Source organism: uncultured Rikenella sp. (assembly GCF_948810725.1).
Lineage (GTDB): Bacteria > Bacteroidota > Bacteroidia > Bacteroidales > Rikenellaceae > Rikenella.
Window position 1 is genome coordinate 1 of record NZ_CAQIVA010000031.1, and the last position, 22,221, is coordinate 22,221.

Below are 22,221 nucleotides of genomic sequence, written 5' to 3' on the forward strand. Positions count from 1 at the left end.
GCCAACAGGAGGGTACTGCGCTCGGGCCGCGCGGGCCCCACGTCCCGTGGACGGGCAAAACTTCGTTTTGCTGCGGCAGCCTCTACCCAAACAACTCACGAAACAACCTCGCTCCGAAGCCCGCACCTTCTCCGCGTTATTTGCTCCCCTCCTCCTGCGCCAGCGTAGAGAGGAGTCCGCACGCCGCCAGAATATCCTCCCCCCTCGACCCCCTCGTCGTCGTGAGAATCCCCGCCGCGTTCAGCGCCCCGTTCATCCGCTTCATCTCCTCCGGCGACACCCCCCGCAGCGGACTCTCCGGAATCGCATGAAAACGAATCAAGTTGATCCGACACGCCAACCCCTTCAACAGCCTCACCAACCCCTCGACATGCCTTTTCGAATCATTCACCCCCTTGAAGACGATGTATTCGAAACTCAGCCGTCGCTGATGCGCAAAATCCTGTTTCCGCAACGCCTCGACCACCTGTTCGATCCCATAGCGGTTCTCCACCGGCATCAGCTCCCGGCGCTCCTCCCGGAACGGGTCGTGCAGACTGACCGCCAGATGCACCTTCGTTTCCCGTAACAATCGCTCCATCCCCGGAATCACCCCCACCGTCGACACCGTAATCCTCGTCGGGCTCCACCCCAACCCCCACTCCGCCGTCAGAATCTCCACCGCCCGCAACACCTCCTCGATATTATCCATCGGCTCCCCCATCCCCATAAAGACGATATTGGTCAACCGTTCCGCCTCCGGAATCGCCAGCACCTGATTGACGATTTCGCCCGCCGTCAAGTGATGCCCGAACCCCTGCCTTCCCGTCATACAGAACCGACACCCCATGCGACATCCCGCCTGCGACGAGACGCACAACGTCGCCCGATCCCCGTCCGGAATATAAACCGCCTCGATATACCCCCCTCGTCGAGTCTGGAAGAGATACTTTTTGGTTCCATCCACCGAGACCTGCACCTCGCACGGATCGATCCTTCCGGCCACGATTCCTCCCTCCCGCAGCCTTCTGCGAGCCTCGAGCGAGAGATTGGTCATTTCGTCGACCTCCGCCACCCGTTTTTTGTAGATCCAATCCGCCATCTGCCTTCCCGCAAACGACTTCAGCCCGACCTCCTCCGCCACCCGTTTCAGCTCTTGCAGCGATTTTCCCACCAACCACTCTTCTGTTTTCAATTCATTCTCCATCGATCTATCGTTCTTTTTTGAAATTACCTCTCCCCTCATCTCCCTATACTTCGCCATCCCTCCGTGTCTCGCACAATTCCCATTTTCCCCGCCCCGGGCTTCCGCAGCAGCAATACAGGCGTACCGGGCGGCATCGGCAACAATGGTTACAATTGGTCAAGCTCGGTGGTCGACTCATACGGCTGCTATTTACGTTTCGTAATGAACGCGGTTCAGCCGAGCTACCCGAACGGTCGTGCCAACGGTCTTCAGTTGCGGTGCCTCTCGGAATAAACCTGCGGCCCGCCCCGGGCTTCCGCGACGCGGGCTACAATGGGCGATTAGGTGAACCGGTGAACGTCGGCAACGGCGGTTACAGCTGGGCTTCCACGGTCAGCGGTTCCAATGGCATGAACTTGAATTTCGGCGTGACGTGGCTCAATCCCAGCAGCGCGCACAATCGCGGCCACGGTTTTCAATTGCGTTGCCTCTCGGAATAAACGCGCCCACAGGGCGTTTTACTGCCAGCCTCTACCCTACTTTTGAGCTGAATCCTGCGGTTCGAAGAACCGCACGGGCCGAAGCCTCCCGCAGCGGAGGCCCGCAACTCACGTTGCTGTGGGTCCCGCAGGCTCCGGCCGCGAAAGCAATCCCTAATTCACTACCTCCTTAGCAAAGCGGGTCGGACGCCCGGGAGGAACGGCAACTCTCGACGCGCGAGCGGCGTGTTGCGGGCCGCCCGGTGGGAGGCGTCCGGCCCGCGCGACCCAAAGGGTCGCAGAAGCAACAACCCATTCACCGCCCAAGGCTGCCGGGTTCGTCCTTGGCGCCCCCGGCACCCGCCTATAGCGTCCTCGCTCTCAGTTCAAGCGGTCGAAGCCTGAGTTGCTTAGGGTAGAGACTGGCAACAAAAGACGCTGTGCGTCCCTCCGCGGCGAGAGGCTTCGGCCCGCGCGACCCTTAGGGTCGCAGGAGCACAGCTTTTTTCTGTCGGTTTCGGGCTGCGCGCTCCAGGGGTGGGCCGAAGGCCCAGCGCGCAAGCCCGGCGGTTCTACGAACCGCAAAAGCACGGCCCACTCGTCCTCGGAGCGCCCCCACGCGCCGCTAATGCGTCGCTGCGCCCGAGGACGGCGATTCCTCTCGGAATCGCGCTATTCGCTCTCAGCCTAAATTCCAGCCCCAAGCTCGACCCAGTTCTCCGCCCCAGGTCGGCCTCACTGCGGCTCCGCTTGCGCTCCGCCGCGTTGGCGTCGCCCGCTGGGATTTCATCTCGATTTTGCTATTGCAAAATGAGCGAAATCCCTCTTTAAGCGGGTGGGCGACGGATTTTTGCTCGAAGTCGAGTTTTTTCGCGCGCCTGCGCGATTCATTCTATTTCGGCTCACCGCCGAAATAGTTGAATCGCTTCTTTAGGCGGGGCGCGCGGTCGAGCTTTGCCCCGCCTCGAACTGTTCTCTTTGTGAACAAAGAGAACCAGAAAAACTTTAGACGGATGCTGACGCATCCTCAAACTGCCGACGGCCCAAATCTCTGTCCGCGCGATGGGTTTGAGGGGACTGCCCTTACGCCGGGCGGGCGCACCCTTCGGGTGGTTTATTGGCAGCCTCTACCCTTTCTACTCGCGCGTAAAACGCGTGGGAACAGCCCAAATTCTTCAATCACCCCATACATATGCCCAAGCGAGCAATCCCACTATCTTAGCCCTATTCCTCCCCAATGACACCCTCCGACATTCCAGCCCCTTAAAACGGCAGATCGCTCGCATCTTTCGACAACTCCGGCACCCCCTCTTCAACACCCTCTTTCCGAGCCTCCTGCCGCCGATCATCCCCCAACGCCCCCTCGTTCCGACGCCCACCGCCCAGCAACCGCACCTCCTCCGACAAAATTTCCACCGCATACCGTTTGTTCCCCGTAGCCTCCTCCATCCACTCCCTCGACCGAATTTTACCCTCCACATAAATTTGCGCCCCCTTTCGGATGTACCTCTCCGCAAAGTCCGCCTGCCCCCGCCACAACACCACCGTATGCCACTCCGTGTGCTCGCGTTTTTCGCCCGTCGCCGCGTTATAGATTCGCTCCGTAGTAGCGACCCTCACTTTCGCCATTTTATTGCCCGTTTCGAGCGCCCTGACCTCTGGCTCCGCCCCCACATGCCCGATCAGGATGACTTTATTGACCATAGATGAATGTATTTAATGCTATTTTCCTGAGTGAGATTCTCCCACTCCGCATCTAAGATAACGCATTTCCGGGGACTACCTACGCGTCTCTTGTGAAAAAATCGTATCTTAGCCGAAATTAGCCTTTTATCGTTCTTTGGCAGCGCCCCTCCCCGCCCCGGGCTCCCGCGACTCGGGATATGACAAACAGGGAGGAGAATTGCGACAATGCGGCAACAGCGGAATTTCCAGATCCTCTGCCACGAGTAGCATCAACGGCATTTATTTGTTATTCAGCACATCGAGCCTTAAAGTGAGTAATCCGAGCCACCGTGCCTACGGTTTTCAGTTGCGTTGCCTCTCAGAATAAACGGGCGAAGTGCTGTGTCTTTTTAATGGCAACTTCGTTTGGGAACTGCCTCCTGCGGTTCGAAGAACCGCGCGGGCCGGACGCCTCCCCCTCGGGAGGCCCGCAAACTCACTACGTTCGTTGCGTTCCGCCCGGGCGTCCGACCCGTACTTACCAGCTACAAGCGCCGCCAATGCGTCCTCGGCGCGCCCCCCACGCGCCGCTAATGCGTCGCTCTCGCCGAGGACGGCGGTTCTATGAACCGCAAAAGCACAACCCATTCAACCGCCCCAATTCTTGAAAGTTCGTCCTCGGGCACACCTTGTTAAAGTTGTTCGCCGCCAGCGGTGAGTGCAATGAGCTCCGTCGAGTTGCAGCCCGCCGCCGGGGGTGGCTCCGGCCCGCGCGACCCGTTGGGTCGCAAGAGCACAGCCCAAAGCACAGCCAACAAGTTCAGCCCAAAGCTCGCCCCAGTTCTCCGCCCCGTGTCCGCCTCACTGCGGCTCCGCTTTCGCTCCGCCGCGTTTCCGCGCGCCTCGCGCGATTCATCTATATTCGGCTCATTGCCGAAATAGTTGAATCGCTCCTTTAGGCGGCGGCGCGCGTCTAGGCACTGCCCCGAATGGAACTGTTCCTTTTGGCTTCGCCTTCCTCCTCGCCGCTCGGCAATTTGCAAACTACGTTTGCATTGCACTCGCTGGCAGCGTCGGTTGTGAACAAAAGGAACCGAAAAAACTTTAGACGGATGCTGACGCATCCTCAACCTGCCCACGGCCTTAACCAACGCGGCAGCCTCTACCCCAAGCAACCGGCAGCGACAGCCCCAGCCCGAGAACCACAGATACAACGACCTAAAAGTCACAGAAATACCCATGAACTCCTTTTTCAAGACCTTTTTTGCCAGCCTGCTCGCCATCCTCGTGAGCGGCATCTTCTTTTTTCTGTTCAGCCTCTTCGTATTCGCCGGACTGCTCAGCGTACTCAGTTCCTCCGGCTCGCGCAGCCAGAAAGGGAAGAGCCACCTGCAACCCCATAGCATCCTGCACATCGACCTCTCCCGCCCCATCGTCGACAAACCCGTCGACAACGCCCTCGCCCTGTTCGACTACAGCGCCCTCAGCTTCCGGCACCAGACCACCCTGCTCGACGCCGTGAGCCGGATCGAACTCGCCGCCCAAGACCCCCGCATCGACGGCATCTACCTCGAGATGCCCATGGCCCTTCCCACCTCCCTCGCCACCCTCTACGAACTCCGGCAAGCCCTGACCACCTTCCGCGAGAGCGGCAAATTCATCATCTCCTACGCCGACCTCTACTCCCAAGGCAGCTACTACCTCGCCACCATCGGCGACAAAATCTACCTCAACCCCCAGGGCGGCCTCGCCTGGGAAGGACTCTCCGCCAACGTCCTGTTTTACAAAGGCCTCCTCGACAAACTCGGCATCCGTGTCGACCTCATCCGCCACGGCCGCTTCAAAGGCGCCGGCGAACCCCTCATCCTCGACCGGCTGAGCGACGAAAACCGCCGGCAACTCACCTCCATCACCCACTCCACCTGGGACTACCTGTGCCAAGAGATCGCCCAGTCCCGGGAATTGAACCCCGACAGCCTCCAAAGCTACGCCGACCGGCTCGCCGTCGCCACCCCCCGGGACGCCCTTCGCCTCCGGCTCGTCGACAGCCTCCTCTACCGCGACGAACTTCGCGACCAACTCAACACCCTGAGCCACAACACCGACGACCCATCAGACGATCCCCGCCTCATCCCCCTCGCCGACTACCACGACAACCCCGCCACCCCCTCCGCCGACCTCCTCGGCAATCCCGACTCCGATAACGGAATCGCCATCGTCTACGCCTCCGGCGACATCGTCGACGCCGGCGACCCGAACGAACAGATCGTCGGCAACACCCTCGCCGCGACCCTCGGCGAAATTCGCCGCGACCCCGACATCCACGCCGTCGTCCTGCGCGTCAACAGCCCCGGCGGCAGCGCCCTCGCCTCCGAAATCATCTGGCGCGAAGTCCGCCAGCTCCGCCAATCCGAAAAACCCGTCATCGTCTCCATGGGCGACTACGCCGCCTCCGGCGGCTACTACATGAGCTGCGACGCCGACTACATCCTCGCCGCCCCCACCACCCTGACCGGCTCCATCGGCGTCTTCGGTCTGGTCGTGAACCTCCAGGAAGGCGCCTCCCGCCACCTCGGCATCACCTCCGACGGCGTCCGCACCGCCCCCGGCGCCGACATGGGCAACCCCTTCCGTCCCCTCAGCCCCGCCGAACGCCTCTATATCCAGAACGGCGTCGACAGCGTCTACAACCGCTTCCTGCAAGTCGTCTCCGAAGGGCGCAGCCTCGGCCTCGACACCGTCGACACCCTCGCCGGCGGACGCGTCTGGACAGGCCTCCAAGCCACCGAACACCGCCTGACCGACGCCACCGGCACCCTTCGCGACGCCATCCGTCTCGCCGCCCAGCGAGCCGGCCTCTCCGACAACGACTACGCCATCCGGCAATACCCCGAACCCGAAGAACCCACCTTCGCCACCCTGCTCGGCTCGCTGAGCGGCAGCATCGTCGCCCGCCTCGGCCTCGGCAGCAGCCCCTCTGCCGCCACCGGCCCCCGCCTGCTCGACCGCGAACTCGAACACCTCCGGCCCCTGATCCCCCGGAGCGGCATCCAGGCCTCCATACCCTTCACCCTCGAATGGCGCTACTGAGCAAAAAAGTGAACGAATATAAACCCCATGTTGTAACACAATCGGCCCTACAACTACTTCTCGCACCGATTATGTATAAATGTTACAATAAAGTTACTATATTCTGTTTAAAAGTTACAACATTTTATTGTAACTTCCCGCCTCCGCCCTCCCGTTTTCACCCCGCCGCGCGAGCCCCCCGGAGATACCGCACAACCGACTCGTAACCAATATAATAGCACATTGAAACTGCTCGGACAAATACTGGCCGCCCCGTTAGCCTGGCTCTACGGCGGCGTGATCGACATCCGCCACCGGCTGTTCGACTGGGGCGTGCTGAAGAGCCGCGAATTCGACATCCCCATCATCTGCGTGGGGAACATCACCGTCGGCGGCACCGGCAAGACCCCCCACACCGAACTCCTCATCGAGCTGCTCTCCAGCGAGTTCCGCGTCGCCGTCCTCTCGCGCGGCTACAAACGGAAGACCAAAGGCTTCCTGCTCGCCACGGTGACCAGCTCCTTCAAGAAAGTCGGCGACGAACCCAAACAGATCAAACTCAAGTACCCCGACATTCCCGTCGCCGTCTGCGAACGGCGCGTCGAGGGGATCGAACGGCTGCGCGAAGCCTATCCCGAAGTCAACCTCATCATTCTGGACGACGCCTTCCAGCACCGCTACGTCGAACCGTGGGTCAACATCGTCCTGATGGACTACCACAACCCGGTCTACGAAGACCGGATGCTGCCCCTCGGCCGGCTGCGCGACCGCCCGGCGCAACTCTCGCGGGCCCAGATGGTTGTCGTCACGAAGTGTCCCGAAGAGATGAAACCCCTCGACTACCGGATCGTCAGCAAGAACCTCGACCTCTATCCGTACCAAAGCCTCTACTTCACCCGGATGGTCTCGCAGCCCCCCAAGCCGCTCTATCCGGCTTACGGCCAGCCGGATACGCTGCCCGAAGGGACGCCGGTGATCGCCATGGTCGGGATCGCCAACCCGACCCGTTTTCTGGCCGGGCTCGAATCCCGCTACGACCTGCGGCAGACATTCGTCTTCCGCGACCACTACACCTTCAAGATGAAGGACATACACGCCGCCGAAGAGGCCTTGTCCGGCTGTCCGCCCGAGACCGTCGTGGTGGTGACCGAGAAAGACGCCGTCCGGCTCATGAACAGCCGGAAAATCAGCGACGACTTCAAACGGAGACTCTACTACGTCTCCATCCGCGTGGAATTTTTGGAAAACCGGGAGAGCGACTTCCGGCGACAATTGGAACAATATGCCAGAGAAAATCAGAAATACAACGTCCTTCATCCGGAATAGACTGGGAATCAGCCCTTCGACCCCGCCCGAAGTCGGTATCGTGCTGGGTTCCGGCTTAGGCGCGCTGACCGAGCGCATCGAAGTGAGCTCCACATTGAGTTACAGCGAGATACCGGACTTCCCACGCTCGACGGTCGAGGGACACAAAGGGCGCTTCATCTACGGAGTGCTGGGCGGTCGTCGGGTGATCGCGATGGAGGGGCGGGTGCACTACTACGAGGGGTATCCGATCCGGGAGGTGGTCTTGCCGGTGCAGGCGATGTGCGACCTGGGGATCGGCACGCTGATCGTGTCGAACGCGGCGGGCGGCCTCGACCCGCGTTTCGCGGCGGGCGATATGATGGCGATCGAAGACCACATCAACCTGATTCCGAACCCGTTGATCGGGCCGAACGATCCGGAGGCGGGCGTGCGGTTTCCGGACATGAGCGAGCCGTACGACCGGCAGCTGATCGCCCAGGCCCATCGGGTGGCCGAGGCGCAGGGAGCGGTTCTGCATCAGGGGGTTTATGTGGGGACGACCGGGCCGAGCTACGAGACGCCGGCCGAGGTACGTTATTTCCGCCAGATCGGCGGCGATGCGGTGGGGATGTCCACGACGCCGGAGGTGATCGCAGCGCGGCACCGGGGGGTTCGCGTATTCGGCCTCTCGCTGATCACGAACGTGCTGACGGGGACGGGGGTGAAGCTGACGCACGACGAGGTGATCGCCGCGGGTCGTGAGGCGACGCCGCGGATGTGCGCCTTGGTCGAACGCTTCGTCGCGGAGTTGTAAACTCTCTCCAAAGCATTGACACATCTTTTCCAGCCCTTCGGCAACCTTTTGTCAATTGCCGGGAGTTCGGTCTTGTGGCAGTCCTGGCGAACGGTACGAGCCAATCCGGCAGATGTTCTGCGCAAATAGGTCCGAAACGATCCGATGGCGGAAACCCATCCGCGGGTTCCATACAGGATATCATATAAAGGAGTATCTTTGTATGGTAAATCGAAAGACCGTGGACTACCGACAGATTATCGAAAAAATCAGGGAGATGTATCCCGCCTATGCCGCACAGGGGTTCGTACCGCTGCATGCCGCGACCTTTTCCGGGAACGAAAAAAAATACCTGAACGAGTGTATCGACACCACTTTCGTCTCCAGCGTGGGTGAATTCGTCAACCGATTCGAACGGGATATGGCGACTTATACCGGCGCTGCCAGAACCGTGGTGTGCGTCAGCGGCACCAATGCCTTGCACATGGCCCTGATGCTGGCCGGCGTGGAGCGCGGAGACGAGGTGATCACCCAACCGCTGACCTTTATCGCCACGGCCAACGCGATCTCGTATTGCGGAGCGCATCCGGTATTCGTGGACGTGGATCGCGACACCATGGGCCTCTCACCGGCCCGGATGGGCGAATGGCTGGCCGGACATGCCGCGGTACGGGACGGGCAGTGCTACAACAAAGGGACGGGCCGACGGATCAAGGCTTGCGTACCGATGCACACCTTCGGCCATCCGGTACACCTGGACGAGTTGGTCGCAGTGTGCCGGGAGTGGCACATCGAGCTGGTGGAGGATGCGGCAGAGAGTGTCGGATCGCTCTACAAAGGACGGCACACCGGTCTTTTCGGCCGCGTCGGCGTGCTGAGCTTCAACGGAAACAAGACCATTACCACCGGCGGCGGCGGAATGCTCCTTTTCAACGAAGAAAATATCGAACTGGCCGAACGGGCCAAACACCTGACCACCCAAGCCAAAGTGCCGCACCGTTGGGAATTCGTACACGATGCGGTGGGGTATAACTACCGGATGCCGAACATCAATGCCGCCTTGGGATGTGCGCAATTGGAATGTCTTCCGGCCTATATCGACTCCAAACGGGCCGTAGCTGCGGAATATGCGGCCCACTTCTCCAACCACCCTGCGAATATCGAATTTTTCGGCGAGCCGGCGGATACCCGGAGCAACTATTGGCTGAACGCCGTGATTCTGCCGGATCACGAAGCACAGATCGAGTTCCTGACCCAGACCAATGACAAGGGGGTGATGACCCGTCCGATTTGGGAGCTGATGAACCGCCTTCCGATGTTCGCCGGATCGGAATGCGGCGACCTTTCCACCGCCGAATGGTTCTCCGACCGCATCGTCAACCTCCCCAGCTCGGTACGACTATGAAGCCGCTTATTCTGATCGGCGGCGGGGGCCACTGCAAATCGGTGATCGAAGCGGCGGAATCGGCCGGAGCATGGAAAATCGCCGGCATACTTGACACACCGGATAAAGTGGGAACCGATGTTTTGGGTTATTCCGTGCTCGGCACCGACGACGACATACCCAATCTGATTGCCGCCAACCGTGACTGTCGATTCGTCATCACCGTCGGACACATCAAGACCGCAGCGATACGACGACAGATCGCCGCGCGGATCCTTGCCGCCGGCGGAGCGTTCGCCACCATCGTCGCCTCGACCGCCCACGTTTCGCGACACGCTTGTCTAGGTGCGGGAACCGTGGTGTTGCACGGCGCCATGGTCAATGCCAGAGCGGTAGTCGGCGAAAACTGTATCATCAACACCCTCGCCAACATCGAACACGATACCCGGGTGGACGACTATTGCCACATCTCCACCGGAGCCATGGTCAACGGCGACTGTCGGATCGCCCCGGGAGTTTTTTTGGGGTCTCAGTCCGTGCTACTCAACGGCATCTCGATCAACGCACCCGATAGTATCATCGCCGCCGGCTCTTTCGTGCGCAAGACCTTGAAAGAACCGGGCATCTATGCCGGAAATCCGGCCATACTCATGAAGCGACTATGAGGACACTGATCATCGCCGAAGCCGGCGTAAACCACAACGGCTCCCCGGAGCTGGCTCGGCAGCTCGTCGACGCTGCTGCGGCGGCAGGAGTGGACTATGTCAAGTTCCAGACCTTTCAGGCCGACAAACTGGTGACCCGAACCGCTCGGCAGGCTGCCTATCAAAGCCGCAATCTCGGTCACGGCGAAGAGTCGCAGTACACCATGCTCAAGCGGCTCGAACTCTCGGCCGACGACCACCACGCACTTGTATCTCATTGCCAGGCCAGAGGCGTCCGCTTCTTCTCCACCGCTTTCGATTCGGAAAGCATTGCTTTTCTCGATACCTTAGGCCTTCCCCTCTGGAAAGTACCCAGCGGCGAACTGACCAATTTTCCCTACCTGCGCGCCATCGGGCGAACCGGCAAACCGGTCGTTTTATCGACCGGGATGGCTACGCTCGACGAAATCGAAGCGGCTATCGACGTGCTGACCCGCTTCGGGACGCCGCGGAACGGGATTACCCTGCTGCACTGCACCACCGAATATCCCGCCCCAAAAGACCAAGTCAATCTGCGTGCGATGCAGACCATGCACGAACGGTTCGGCCTGCCCGTCGGCTACTCCGACCATACCGAAGGGATCGAAATACCCGTAGCAGCGGTGGCGATGGGAGCGACCGTGATCGAAAAACACTTTACGCTGGATCGGAGCCTGCCCGGGCCGGATCACAAGGCCTCGCTCGAGCCGGACGAACTCACAGCCATGGTGCGGCAAATCCGGGTTGTGGAATCGGCCTTAGGCAACGGCACGAAAGAGCCGACGCCGGCCGAACGACCGAATATTCCCATCGCGCGCAAATCGATTGTGGCGGTGACGGCGATTAAGCGGGGAGAGCTGTTTACGGAGGAAAATCTCACGGCCAAACGGCCCGGGACGGGACTCAGCCCGATGCGCTGGGAATCCGTTGTCGGACAACCGGCCCCGCGAAATTTCGAACCGGACGAACCGATCGAATTATGAAAAAAATCTGCATAGTCACCGGCACCCGGGCCGAATGGGGGCTCCTCACACGCTTGGCCGGGCTGATTGCGGCCGATCCGGAGTTGCAGCTGCAAATCGTGGCCACCCACATGCACCTCTCGGCCCGATACGGCGAGACCAGTAAAGAGATCGAATCCGACGGATTCGCCATCGACTACCGCGTGCCCACGATCGACGAAACCGCGACCGAAGATACCCCGCAGGAGACCGTTATGGAGATGAGTCGCGCCTTGAGCGGGTTCGCGCGGGCGTACGATGCGCTAAAGCCCGACCTGATTATCGTGCTGGGGGATCGATACGAGATTCTGTGTGCGGTGGAGGCGGCGTTGATCTTTCGGATTCCCGTGGCCCATCTGCACGGCGGAGAGATCACCGAGGGAGCCTTCGACGACGCGATACGGCACGCGATCACGAAGATGTCGCACCTGCACTTCACCTCGACGGAGGCATATCGGCAACGGGTCATCCAGCTGGGCGAAGATCCTGCAACGGTATATAACGTGGGCGCGATCGGGGTGGACAATATACGGCAGATACCTTTGTGGTCTCAGGCACAGACCGAAGAGAGCCTCGGAGGGTTCCCGCTCGACCGGCAGACCTTGCTGGTCACCTACCATCCGGTGACACTCGACGAACAGTCCGATGCCGAACAGCAAATCGACGCCTTGCTGGGGGCTCTGGACGACACCATGCGCACCCGTGCCGGCGTGCGGGTCATCTTCACGATGCCCAACTCGGACACGGGCAGCGGGGTTATTGCGGAGCGGATACGAACATGGTGCGCCGAGGCGAGCCGGAACAAGCGGTGCGTATGGTTCACCTCATTGGGATTAAAACGCTATCTGTCCGTCTTGCAATATATCGGCGGGGTGGTGGGGAATTCGAGCAGCGGGATCGTCGAAGTGCCGAGCTTCCGGATTCCGACGATCGATATCGGCGACCGGCAGCGGGGACGGATCGCGGCACCGTCGGTCGTGCACTGCGGAACGACACAAGAGGAGATTATTGAAAAATTATCGTTACTTTTAACAGGCGGGATTCCGGCCACCGGCTTCAACCCTTACGAACGGCCGGACACGGCGATACGCATTTACGAAACGATCAAAAAACACCGGGGCGGGCAGGCCTTAGCCGTACAAAAGCATTTCCACGACCTGCCGCACACGACGACGGAATGAGAGACCACACACGACATATTATCCCCCAGACCGCTACCATATTGGACGCCGTGCGGAAACTCAACGACATTTCGGCCGATTTGTCGCTGACCCTGTTTGCCATCGAAAGCGATACGGGGCGAGTGGTCGGAACCGTAACCGACGGCGATATCCGACGGGCATTGATCGGCGGGCTGGGAGTGGACACCTCCATTTCGGAGGTGATTCATCGTGATTTCACCTTTATTCGAGCCGGAGAATCCGCCACCGATATCCTGCGGCAGATTCGGCAACGGCAATTGAAACTGGTACCCATACTGGACGAAGAGGGTCGCATCGTGCGGATACTCAATTTCACCAACGGAAACTCCTTTCTGCCGCTCGACGCCGTACTGATGGCGGGCGGCAAAGGAGAACGGCTGCGGCCCTTGACACTGGAGACCCCGAAACCGCTGCTGCCGGTAGCCGGGAAACCGATCATCGACTATAACATCGACAACCTGCTGCGACACGGGATCGAACATATCAACGTCACCGTCAATTACCTGGCTGAACAGCTCGAAACGCACTTCGCACAGCCGAAAGGAACGGAGGGGGTTCGGGTTCGGTGTGTGCACGAACCGGAATACCTCGGCACGATGGGTTCCGTGAAATTCATTCCCGACTGGCACAACGACACGATTTTGGTGATGAACTCCGACCTGTTCACCAATATCGACCTGGAGGATTTTTACCTCCATTTCAAAAAGCACGATGCGGATATGAGCATCGCCGCCGTTCCGTACAACGTCAACGTACCCTACGGGATCTTCGAAATCGAGAACACGCGCGAGATTAAAGGCATCAAGGAAAAGCCCAACTTCCATTATTACGCCAATGCCGGCATCTACCTGCTCCGACGCACGGTGCTCGACCAGATTCCGGACGGTGTTTTCTACAACGCCACCGACCTGATGGAGGCACTGATTGCGCAGCAGAAACGAGTCATCCGCTATCCGTTGTCCGGCTACTGGATCGACATCGGCAAACCGGACGACTTCCGCAAGGTGCAGGAGTTGGCCCAGCACATGAACAAGCAATAGGCAGACTATGAACATACTGATAACCATCTGCGCACGCGGCGGCAGCAAAGGAATTCCGGGAAAAAACATCAAGCCGCTGTGCGGCAGGCCGTTAATCGCCTATACGATCGACACGGCACGACAGTTTGCCGCGCAATATCCGGGCACAGACATCGCCCTCTCCACCGACTCCGATGAAATCCGGCATGTCGCACATACGTGCGGACTGGACTCGGACTACACCCGACCGGAATCGCTGGCGGGAGATACGGTAGGCAAGATCGACGCCATCGCCGACATCGTCCGGTATTCCGAAACGCAATACGGGAAACGATACGATTACGTGCTGGATATGGACGTGACCTCTCCCTTGCGGAACCTGGCCGACCTGAACGCCGCCTTCGACCTGCTGCAAGCCGATACCCAGGCTGTCAACCTCTTTTCGGTCAGCCCGGCGGGACGGAGTCCTTATTTCAATATGGTCGAACGCAACGAAAACGGATATTACGACAAGGTAAAGTCGGTCGGCGATGTGTTGGCACGACAGGCAGCACCGAAAGTCTACGACCTCAACGCCTCGTTTTATTTTTATCGGCGGGAGTTTTTTGACGCCGGATACAAAGGGGCGATTACCGACCGGTCATTGATCTATGAGGTGCCTCATCTTTGTTTCGACCTCGATCACCCCATTGATTTCGAGATCATCAGCTACCTGATGGAGCACCATAAACTCGATTTTGCGTTATGAGAGTCGGGATTATCGGCCTCGGCTCCATTGCCCGAAAACATATCGCCGCCCTTCGCGGACTGGATTCCCGAGTGGAAATCGTCGCCCTGCGCCACTCGCATGCGACATCGCCCGCTTCCACAGAAGAAGCAGGAATAACCGACCTTTATTCGCTGGACGAACTGCTCGCATGCAGGCCCGACTTTATCATCATCTCCAACCCCACGGCACAACACTACGACACCGTGGTCGCATTGGCCGGAAGCGGCGTACCGCTCTTTATTGAGAAACCCCTGTTCGCCGACCTCTCACGCCCGCTGCCGACCATCGGAAGTCCGACCTACATCGCCTGTAACCTGCGATTCCTCGACAGCCTGAGGTGGATCAAAAAACACCTTGCCGGACGACGAGTGAATGAAGTGAACGCCTACTGCGGTTCTTATCTCCCCGACTGGCGACCGACTCTGAAAAACGAAGCGTGGCGCACTTGTTACAGCGCCAACCGGGAGATGGGCGGAGGCGTGCACATCGACCTGATCCATGAAATAGACTACCTCTATTGGCTTTTCGGAGCTCCGCAAACGGTACGGAAAACATTCCGAAACGTCTCCTCGCTCGACATTTCCGCCTGGGACTATGCCAATTATTGTTTTGAATATCCTACATTTGCCGTCTCGGTCGTATTGAACTATTATCGACGAGATTATCGACGAACGCTGGAACTGGTATTCGAAGATGCTACATGGCAGGTAGATTTAGCGGCCAATACCGTAACCGATCTCGGCACCGGGACAGTGCTTTTCGAAAGCCCGCAACGATTTGCGGACACCTATCCGGCCCAAATGGAAGACTTTCTGCATCGCCTCGGGACGGACAGCGCAGAGGCTTTCAATACGATCGACGAAGCCTATGACGTGCTTCGCATTTGCCTGGAATAACACGCAGGAATATGAAACTCGAAGGAAAAATCATCATTGTCACCGGTAGCGGCGGACTGATCGGCCGAGAAATCGTACGTTATTGCCGCGAATCCGGCGCCGAAGCGGTGGTCGGCGTGGATGTCGACCGACCGAACCGGTGGGGCGAGCTTCCGGACATAGCTTATGATGTGACCGATCCGGCGCAAATCGACGAGCTGGTGGATGATATGTTAGACAAGTACGGACGGATCGACGGGCTGGTGAACGCCGCTTATCCCAGAACATCGGACTGGGGAACCAAATTTGAAGACGTACCCTATGAGAGCTGGCAGAAAAACGTGGATATGCAACTCAATGCCGTATTCCTGATTTGCCAGAAAGTGCTCGCCGTAATGAAAGAACAAGGCTCGGGCTCCATCGTCAACTTCGGGTCTATTTACGGAGTGGTGGGGAACGACTTCACGATTTACGAAGGATACGGGGGAACTTCGCCTTTGGCCTACAATGCCATCAAAGGCGGAATTATCAATTTCACCCGCTCCCTGGCCTCCTATTTCGGGAAATATGGGATTCGGGTAAACTGTGTATCGCCCGGCGGAGTGTTCGACAACCAACGGACGGAGTTCGTAGAGGCCTACAACCACAAATCGCCCCTCAAGCGAATGGCCCGACCGGAAGAGATGGCTCCCGGCGTTGCGTTCCTATTGTCGGATGAATCAAGCTTTATCACGGGCCATAATTTAATGATCGACGGCGGCTGGACCGCCATTTAAATCCTCACCGATCCTAAACCCACGGAAACCATGACTCAATACTGCAAAAAATGCGTGATGCCTTCGACAAGACCCGGCATTACGTTCAACGAAGAGGGTATATGCTCCGCTTGTCAGAGCTACGAACACCGCAATACGGTGGACTGGGATGCGCGATGGAAAGAGTTGCTCGCTTTGTGCGACCGATACAGAGGGATGAACGGCCCGAACGGATACGACTGCATGATCGCCGTTTCGGGCGGTAAGGACAGCCATTACCAGACCTACCTCTTTAAAGAGGTTCTGCACATGAACCCGTTGCTGGTTACGGTCGAGGATAACTTTCCGATGACGGAAGCCGGAAAACATAATTTGAAGAACATTTCCGAGGCCTTCGGGTGCGATATGATTTCGATGAAGCCCAACATCAAGGCTCAAAAAGCCATGATGCGCTATACTTTCGAAAAGTACGGAAAACCGACCTACTTCATCGACCGGTACATCTACACCTACCCGCTGCACATGGCCGTCAAATTCAACACCCCTCTGCTGGTGTACGGAGAGAATGTCAGCTGGGAGTACGGTGGAATCGGAACAGATAAAGTCGAGACCTATTCGGCCCGAGGACAGATCACCAACGGAGTCGGCAGCGGAATCGACACAGAAGAGCTTTGTCGAGAGACCGGTGTTTCTTTGAAAGACCTCAACTTTTTCGAACCTCCAACGGCAGAAGAACTCGACAAACTCGATCCGATCTACGTCAGCTATTTCACCCCATGGAATAGCTTCAAGAACTACGAAATCGCCAAACGATACGGCTTCCATGATCTCACGCACGAGTGGAACCGCACGCACCACGTGGAACAAATGGACCAGGTCGATTCGCGCGCCTATCTGGTTCACAGTTGGATGAAGTACCCGAAATTCGGGCACGCGTCAGCTACGGATTACGCCGCTCGAATGGTCCGTTACGGAATGATTTCTCGGGAGCAGGCGGTACGCCTGGTCCAAGAGCATGATCATGCTCTTGATCCGCTCAGCGTCCGTGATTTTTGCCGTTTTGCAGGGTACACCGAACCGGAATTTTGGGCCATTATCGACAAACACTACAACCGCGATCTGTTTGAACAGGATTCCACCGGTCGGTGGATATTAAAAGATCCGATCCGGTAAATTCTCGGACAAATCGTTATCATCGACATGCAGCAAGAGAAACCACCTTGCTGCATGTTTTTTATTGACTTGAACATCCGACGCAATCCGGGAAATACAACACACTAAGGTTATACGCAGCCCTCTAACAAGAAGAGGTCTTGAGAATAGAAAATTTACGTACTTTTGTAATGAAACCAAAGAATCAAACACTCGTATGAATATTTTAATTATAGGAGCCGGTCGTATGGGTATCCGCCATTTGCAAGGGGCATTGCAAAGCAAACATTGCCGTCAGGTGACGATACTCGATATAAATCCGGATGCTTTGGCCGAAGCGCGCACAGCAAGTCAGGATGATCCGCGTTTGTCCACAAAATTGGTGACCGAATTCCAGGCGGAACCGATGGATGTATGTATTATCGCCAGCACCGCAAAAAACCGTCGCCCCCTGATCGATTTAGCCGCAGCCTGCGGATGTAAATGGCTGATGATCGAAAAGCCGCTCGGGCAAAGTTTAAACGAAGTAAAAGAGCTGATAACATATACAGACTCTCTGCCACTGACAACAGTCGTCAATCTGAATATGCGTTTATACAAACCGGTCCGGGCACTCAAGGCAGATTTATGTACTGTGCCGCAGATGCAGGGTGAAAAAACGATTACGATTAACACCGGGACATTAGGAATCGGTTGTAATGGGATACATTATTTAGATAAAGTTTTCTTTTTCTTGGATGCCGATCGGGCTGAAATCGTGGCGGCCGAGATAGACGAGCGAATCATTCCGAGTGGACGCGGAAGTGATTTCGGCGATTTCGGCGGATGGGCTGTCATCAAATTTTACCAGAAAGAAAACTATGTGGGCAAATTAATGATTTCCATGGCTGCCGACAGTCCCGTATTTGGCAGTTGGGAGATTGTAGCACCATTTGCACGCATCGTCATCGACGAAATTGCCGCTACCCGACGGACCATTCTTCGAAAAATCGATAGCACAATGCCGATCTATCGTTATGCTGCCGATTTTGAAGAACAACCTATCCAAAAATATGAAGCGCCATTCTTAGGAGACTTGACGACACAATGGCTTGACGGGTTATCGAACGGTGTCAATCTGTTACCAGAATTAGCCGAATCATTCAAAGCACATCAACTGATGTTTGAATGGCTTTCGTATAGTAAGACCTACAAAGAAATTTTCCCTATCACTTAAATTTACCCACACGCACGATAAGGTGTTCGGGTTAATAAATGTCGACTGTTATGATTTGGATTATAGGAACAGGATTGATGGGCATTGAATATGCAAAAGTTCTCAATGCGATAGGGGTAGAATATACAGCTATCGGACGAGGAGAACTTTCGGCATCCGCATTTGAAAAACAAACTGGCCAGCAAGCTATTCGCGGAGGTTTAACCGCTTATTTGGCCACACGACCGGCTGTACCTCAACAGGCTATTGTCGCAGTGGGAATCGAAGCACTGACTGACACATGTATCGAACTGTTGGGTTACGGAGTAAAACATATTTTGCAAGAAAAACCGGGAATCGGCTGGATGTCGGAGATCAAGCGGCTTGATGAAGCGGTGAATCGAGCCGGGGCAGACGTGGTATTGGCATATAATCGTCGATTCTATTCTTCGGTATTGGCGGCAGAAAAGATTATCGCCGAAGATGGCGGAGTCTCATCTTTCAACTTCGAGTTTACGGAATGGAGTCATACAATCGCACCATTGCCTAAAACAAAAGTAGAACATCAGACTTGGTTTATGGGCAATTCTTCTCATGTGATCGATACCGCTTTTTTCTTAGGAGGACAGCCCAAAGAATTAACGGCTTATCACGGAGGAGAGAATGTATTAACCTGGCATCCGAGTGGTTCGAAATACGCCGGCGCCGGTATTACGAATAATGGGGCTTTATTCTCTTATCAAGGCAACTGGACGGCACCGGGGCGGTGGGTGATCGAGATGCTGACTCGAAAGCACAGACTCTATTTCAAACCCATGGAGACACTCCAAATACAAGAAATCGGGTCGGTGACGGTTAATCCGGTTGAAATCGACAATCGACTCGATGTCGACTTTAAACCGGGATTTTATCTGCAAACCCAGGCTTTTCTGGCGGGAGATTACACGCGTTTTTGCACCGTGGCACAACAAAAAGAACACATCGAACGGTACTATAAAGCAATGAGCGGATATACCGATTAAAACACCCCCTCCTGCTTATACTTTCAGAAAAAACGGGAACCTTGAATCGACAGGTTCCCGTTTTTTGTACGCATCACGGAGCACCCCATCCCTTAACGCCGCAATCGACTGCGTATCAACTGCATCATGCGCGATGTCAAAGTACGCATTCCCTCCGTCGAGAGCAACATTACACCAAAAAGCAACAGGGCAAAAAGAGCCGTGACAGTCAACGAATAGAGGAACCAAACGCCGTATCCCGCCGCCGGGTCGACCGGACAATAACGATTCAACCATCCGATTAAAACAAATACTCCGGCCAGAATCAATACATGAACTCCCACCCGCCGCCAATATCTCCATACGGACAACCGGAAACCCTTGCTAAACAGAAAATAAGGTTTCCAAATCACCACGATCGCCAACATACTCAGGGTGGTTCCCAACAAAACCCCGTTCAACCCCCAGAAATGACCTAACAACACGGAAAATCCCGCGTTCAATCCGGCCTCCGTAATCGGCGCCCAGGTATCATAGAACAAGCCGTAAGCCATGTTGAAACTATCGGCCACACGGGTAAACATGATATAGAGGTTCAACAGGATCAGAGCCACCGTACCCGGCGGCAAGAGATACTCCGCCCCCAACCACAGTTGAATAAACGGATTCAATCCGAACCATAGCGCCCCGACCAAAGTGCCTCCTACCCAATAACGCAGGGCGAATATCTCTCGAAACACTTTTTGGATCCGGTTCTCATCTCCCTCGGCCACCAGCTGGCCGATCCCGGCATCGGCGCTCCCCAAAAGCTGCGAAACCAGCAACTGCACTTTCGACACGATCAGCGTATAGTTCGTATAGTACGCTACTATCGTCAACGATGTATAGGCATAGACGAATACCGGAGAAAGATTGAACAGTGCGGTCGCTCCTATCCTGTGAACGAAAATCTGTTTGGTATATTTAATCAATTCCGGATACGCTTTCAGCAACTGTCGTCCGTTCTGGACCGCGGTTTTCAACCACGGGTAGGCCCGGTCGATACGCCGGTTCAGAATCCAACTATAGATAAACGAAAATCCGATCTCGATCCCTACCCAATAATACGGATTGGAGGTGCGATACAGCACGGCCATCTGGATCAAGAGCCGCAAGATATTGGCACTTTGGTAATAAGCGGTCACCACATACTGCCGCTGATCGGCATTCAGCAACAACTGCCGGTAGTTGACAAAATACCCCAGTACGGCTCCCACCAAATAGCTCAAATAGGTAAAATAGATGAGCAAATTGCTGAACGGCGCACTTTCCAGGATCCAGGGCAGAAAAACAGCCAATACGACCGCTCCGGCAATCACCACCAAGCCAATCTTGCGATAGACATAGCCTAATACCGAAACGATTTGATTAATCCGCTCCCGATCTCCTTCGACCAGCGGTTTGTAGAGCATATACCCCACCGCACTCCCCACTCCCAATTCCGCCAGATTGAGCAATCCGAGCAGATTGGAAAGCGTCGAGGTCATCCCCACAAAATCGTCTCCTAACTTTTCGAGAAAGATTTTTCTCGAAAAGAAAGTCGCAGCCAATACCAAAAAATAGAAAATCAGATTGGTACGAGCATTGAGGAAACTCTTATGCGCTCTGGATTCCGCAGTCATTTTACAAAGCTACGGATTTTCGACCGGGATAAAAAGTCTCCATGAGTTTCTCTTCTTAAGCAATCGCCACATATGCACGACAAAATGCAACCACCGAGGATGCCTAACCAATCGAGCCTTAAGGCGATATTGCCAGGGAAGTCGTCCTGTTATGGATGGATTACGGCACTCGGAACGCACCAATTCAAACGGTTCGGTACCCACATAGGTATGGCCGTTTTGAATAAGTTCAGAAAAAATAATATCTAAATAAATACGCAAAAAGAAACTCCGATGTTCGATTTCATAACGTACAGCCAACTCCGACCCCATATTCTGAACGGCCCACACAAATAATTCCTGATAATAACCGATCCTAGGCACGAACGTATGACAAATCGAATCCGGACGCATATAGTAGTTATAAAGCACTTCCCCCACACCGGCCGCCTTCGATATCCGACAAAATGTGCCGCAATTCATCACATGATCTTCCGCAGCTGAATACTTTCTCGGAAAATCACATGCTTCCAGCGTAAGAATCCCTCGTTTGAACAACTTGGTACAAATACTGCCAGATATCTGACAATCCATCATTTCCCGTACATACTCATCGCGCCCAAACACCCACGTCCGGCAAGGAAAAAACGATGGCTGCCGATTTCCATCATCGCCCACGTTGCCATGATACCCCATCGTGACATCCGCTCCGGTCTCCAAAGCCCGCTCTACTAATACTTCAATAGCCTGCGGCTCAATCCAATCATCCGCATCGACAAAAAACAGATAATCGCCCTTCGCCTGCTCAATCCCTGTTTTACGTACAGCGATACGCCCTTTATTTTCTTGATGAATGACCCGAATCCGATCATCCTCTTTTCCATACCTATCAAGTATCTCCCCACACCGATCCGTCGAACCGTCATCCACCGGCAAAATCTCCAGATGCGAATAAGTCTGACCCACCACACTATCCATACAGCGTCCGACATACGTTTCCACATTGTAGGTCGGAATGATAATGCTCACTAACGGTTCATTGCTTTTACTAACGGTATTGCCCATTAATCGTTCGGTTATTTTGACA

At 56.1% G+C, this 22,221-nt stretch carries 20 protein-coding genes; 16 read left to right on the forward strand and 4 right to left on the reverse strand.

What is annotated here, in order from left to right; all coding sequences use genetic code 11:
* Nucleotides 1-136: 136 nt before the first annotated feature.
* Nucleotides 137-1,186 carry a 23S rRNA (adenine(2503)-C(2))-methyltransferase RlmN gene (gene rlmN, locus Q9S52_RS08015; protein WP_304708739.1) on the reverse strand — a complete coding sequence of 350 codons (1,050 nt, stop codon included), beginning with the start codon at nt 1,184-1,186 and terminating at the stop codon, nt 137-139.
* A 63-nt stretch (nt 1,187-1,249) separates the two neighbouring features.
* Between rlmN and Q9S52_RS08020 the strand changes: the two genes are divergently transcribed.
* Nucleotides 1,250-1,459, forward strand: coding sequence for a hypothetical protein (locus tag Q9S52_RS08020; protein ID WP_304708740.1), 210 nt, complete (start codon nt 1,250-1,252; stop codon nt 1,457-1,459).
* Nucleotides 1,444-1,665 carry a hypothetical protein gene (locus tag Q9S52_RS08025; RefSeq protein WP_304708741.1) on the forward strand — a complete coding sequence of 74 codons (222 nt, stop codon included), beginning with the start codon at nt 1,444-1,446 and terminating at the stop codon, nt 1,663-1,665. Before Q9S52_RS08020 ends, Q9S52_RS08025 begins: the two co-directional genes overlap by 16 nt.
* Nucleotides 1,666-2,907: 1,242 nt before the next feature.
* Here the strand turns inward: Q9S52_RS08025 and Q9S52_RS08030 are convergent.
* On the reverse strand, nt 2,908-3,348 hold the full coding sequence (locus Q9S52_RS08030; protein ID WP_300729137.1) for a single-stranded DNA-binding protein: 441 nt from the start codon (nt 3,346-3,348) through the stop codon (nt 2,908-2,910).
* Between the two features lie 1,200 nt (nt 3,349-4,548).
* Between Q9S52_RS08030 and sppA the strand changes: the two genes are divergently transcribed.
* The 14 genes from sppA to Q9S52_RS08100 all read left to right on the forward strand — a co-directional run bounded on the left by sppA (nt 4,549) and on the right by Q9S52_RS08100 (nt 19,515).
* Entirely contained in the window at nt 4,549-6,399 is a 1,851-nt protein-coding gene (gene sppA / locus Q9S52_RS08035) for a signal peptide peptidase SppA (RefSeq protein ID WP_304708742.1), read from the forward strand.
* 222 nt (nt 6,400-6,621) lie between these two features.
* Nucleotides 6,622-7,704 carry a tetraacyldisaccharide 4'-kinase gene (gene lpxK / locus Q9S52_RS08040; RefSeq protein WP_304708743.1) on the forward strand — a complete coding sequence of 361 codons (1,083 nt, stop codon included), beginning with the start codon at nt 6,622-6,624 and terminating at the stop codon, nt 7,702-7,704.
* On the forward strand, nt 7,661-8,479 hold the full coding sequence (locus Q9S52_RS08045) for a purine-nucleoside phosphorylase (protein WP_297623625.1): 819 nt from the start codon (nt 7,661-7,663) through the stop codon (nt 8,477-8,479). The genes lpxK and Q9S52_RS08045 overlap by 44 nt, the downstream gene beginning before the upstream one ends.
* A 256-nt stretch (nt 8,480-8,735) precedes the next feature.
* Nucleotides 8,736-9,863, forward strand: a complete 1,128-nt coding sequence (locus Q9S52_RS08050; RefSeq protein WP_304708756.1) for a LegC family aminotransferase — start codon at nt 8,736-8,738, stop codon at nt 9,861-9,863.
* A complete protein-coding gene (locus Q9S52_RS08055) occupies nt 9,860-10,507 on the forward strand; it encodes an acetyltransferase (protein ID WP_304708744.1) in 648 nt (215 codons plus the stop codon). The genes Q9S52_RS08050 and Q9S52_RS08055 overlap by 4 nt, the downstream gene beginning before the upstream one ends.
* A complete protein-coding gene (gene neuB / locus Q9S52_RS08060) occupies nt 10,504-11,508 on the forward strand; it encodes an N-acetylneuraminate synthase (protein ID WP_304708745.1) in 1,005 nt (334 codons plus the stop codon). Before Q9S52_RS08055 ends, neuB begins: the two co-directional genes overlap by 4 nt.
* On the forward strand, nt 11,505-12,707 hold the full coding sequence (neuC, locus tag Q9S52_RS08065; RefSeq protein WP_304708746.1) for a UDP-N-acetylglucosamine 2-epimerase: 1,203 nt from the start codon (nt 11,505-11,507) through the stop codon (nt 12,705-12,707). Before neuB ends, neuC begins: the two co-directional genes overlap by 4 nt.
* Nucleotides 12,704-13,768 carry a nucleotidyltransferase family protein gene (locus Q9S52_RS08070; protein WP_304708747.1) on the forward strand — a complete coding sequence of 355 codons (1,065 nt, stop codon included), beginning with the start codon at nt 12,704-12,706 and terminating at the stop codon, nt 13,766-13,768. The genes neuC and Q9S52_RS08070 overlap by 4 nt, the downstream gene beginning before the upstream one ends.
* A 7-nt stretch (nt 13,769-13,775) precedes the next feature.
* Nucleotides 13,776-14,495, forward strand: a complete 720-nt coding sequence (locus Q9S52_RS08075) for a cytidylyltransferase domain-containing protein (RefSeq protein ID WP_304708748.1) — start codon at nt 13,776-13,778, stop codon at nt 14,493-14,495.
* Nucleotides 14,492-15,412 (forward strand): Gfo/Idh/MocA family protein, encoded by a 921-nt coding sequence (locus tag Q9S52_RS08080; protein ID WP_304708749.1) that lies wholly within the window; start codon nt 14,492-14,494, stop codon nt 15,410-15,412. Before Q9S52_RS08075 ends, Q9S52_RS08080 begins: the two co-directional genes overlap by 4 nt.
* An 11-nt stretch (nt 15,413-15,423) precedes the next feature.
* Complete coding sequence (locus Q9S52_RS08085; protein ID WP_304708750.1) at nt 15,424-16,167, forward strand: SDR family oxidoreductase; 744 nt, start codon at nt 15,424-15,426, stop codon at nt 16,165-16,167.
* Nucleotides 16,168-16,197: 30 nt separating this feature from the next.
* On the forward strand, nt 16,198-17,319 hold the full coding sequence (locus Q9S52_RS08090; protein ID WP_300730467.1) for an N-acetyl sugar amidotransferase: 1,122 nt from the start codon (nt 16,198-16,200) through the stop codon (nt 17,317-17,319).
* A 196-nt stretch (nt 17,320-17,515) separates the two neighbouring features.
* Nucleotides 17,516-18,514 carry a Gfo/Idh/MocA family oxidoreductase gene (locus tag Q9S52_RS08095; RefSeq protein WP_304708751.1) on the forward strand — a complete coding sequence of 333 codons (999 nt, stop codon included), beginning with the start codon at nt 17,516-17,518 and terminating at the stop codon, nt 18,512-18,514.
* Nucleotides 18,515-18,564: 50 nt separating this feature from the next.
* Complete coding sequence (locus Q9S52_RS08100; RefSeq protein ID WP_304708752.1) at nt 18,565-19,515, forward strand: gfo/Idh/MocA family oxidoreductase; 951 nt, start codon at nt 18,565-18,567, stop codon at nt 19,513-19,515.
* A gap of 92 nt (nt 19,516-19,607) precedes the next feature.
* Here the strand turns inward: Q9S52_RS08100 and Q9S52_RS08105 are convergent, their stop codons facing one another.
* Together Q9S52_RS08105 and Q9S52_RS08110 are read right to left on the reverse strand one after the other, a co-directional pair.
* Nucleotides 19,608-21,155, reverse strand: a complete 1,548-nt coding sequence (locus Q9S52_RS08105; protein WP_304708754.1) for a sugar transporter — start codon at nt 21,153-21,155, stop codon at nt 19,608-19,610.
* A gap of 9 nt (nt 21,156-21,164) precedes the next feature.
* On the reverse strand, nt 21,165-22,221 hold a 1,057-nt coding region (locus Q9S52_RS08110), incomplete at its 5' end, for a glycosyltransferase family 2 protein (RefSeq protein WP_304708755.1).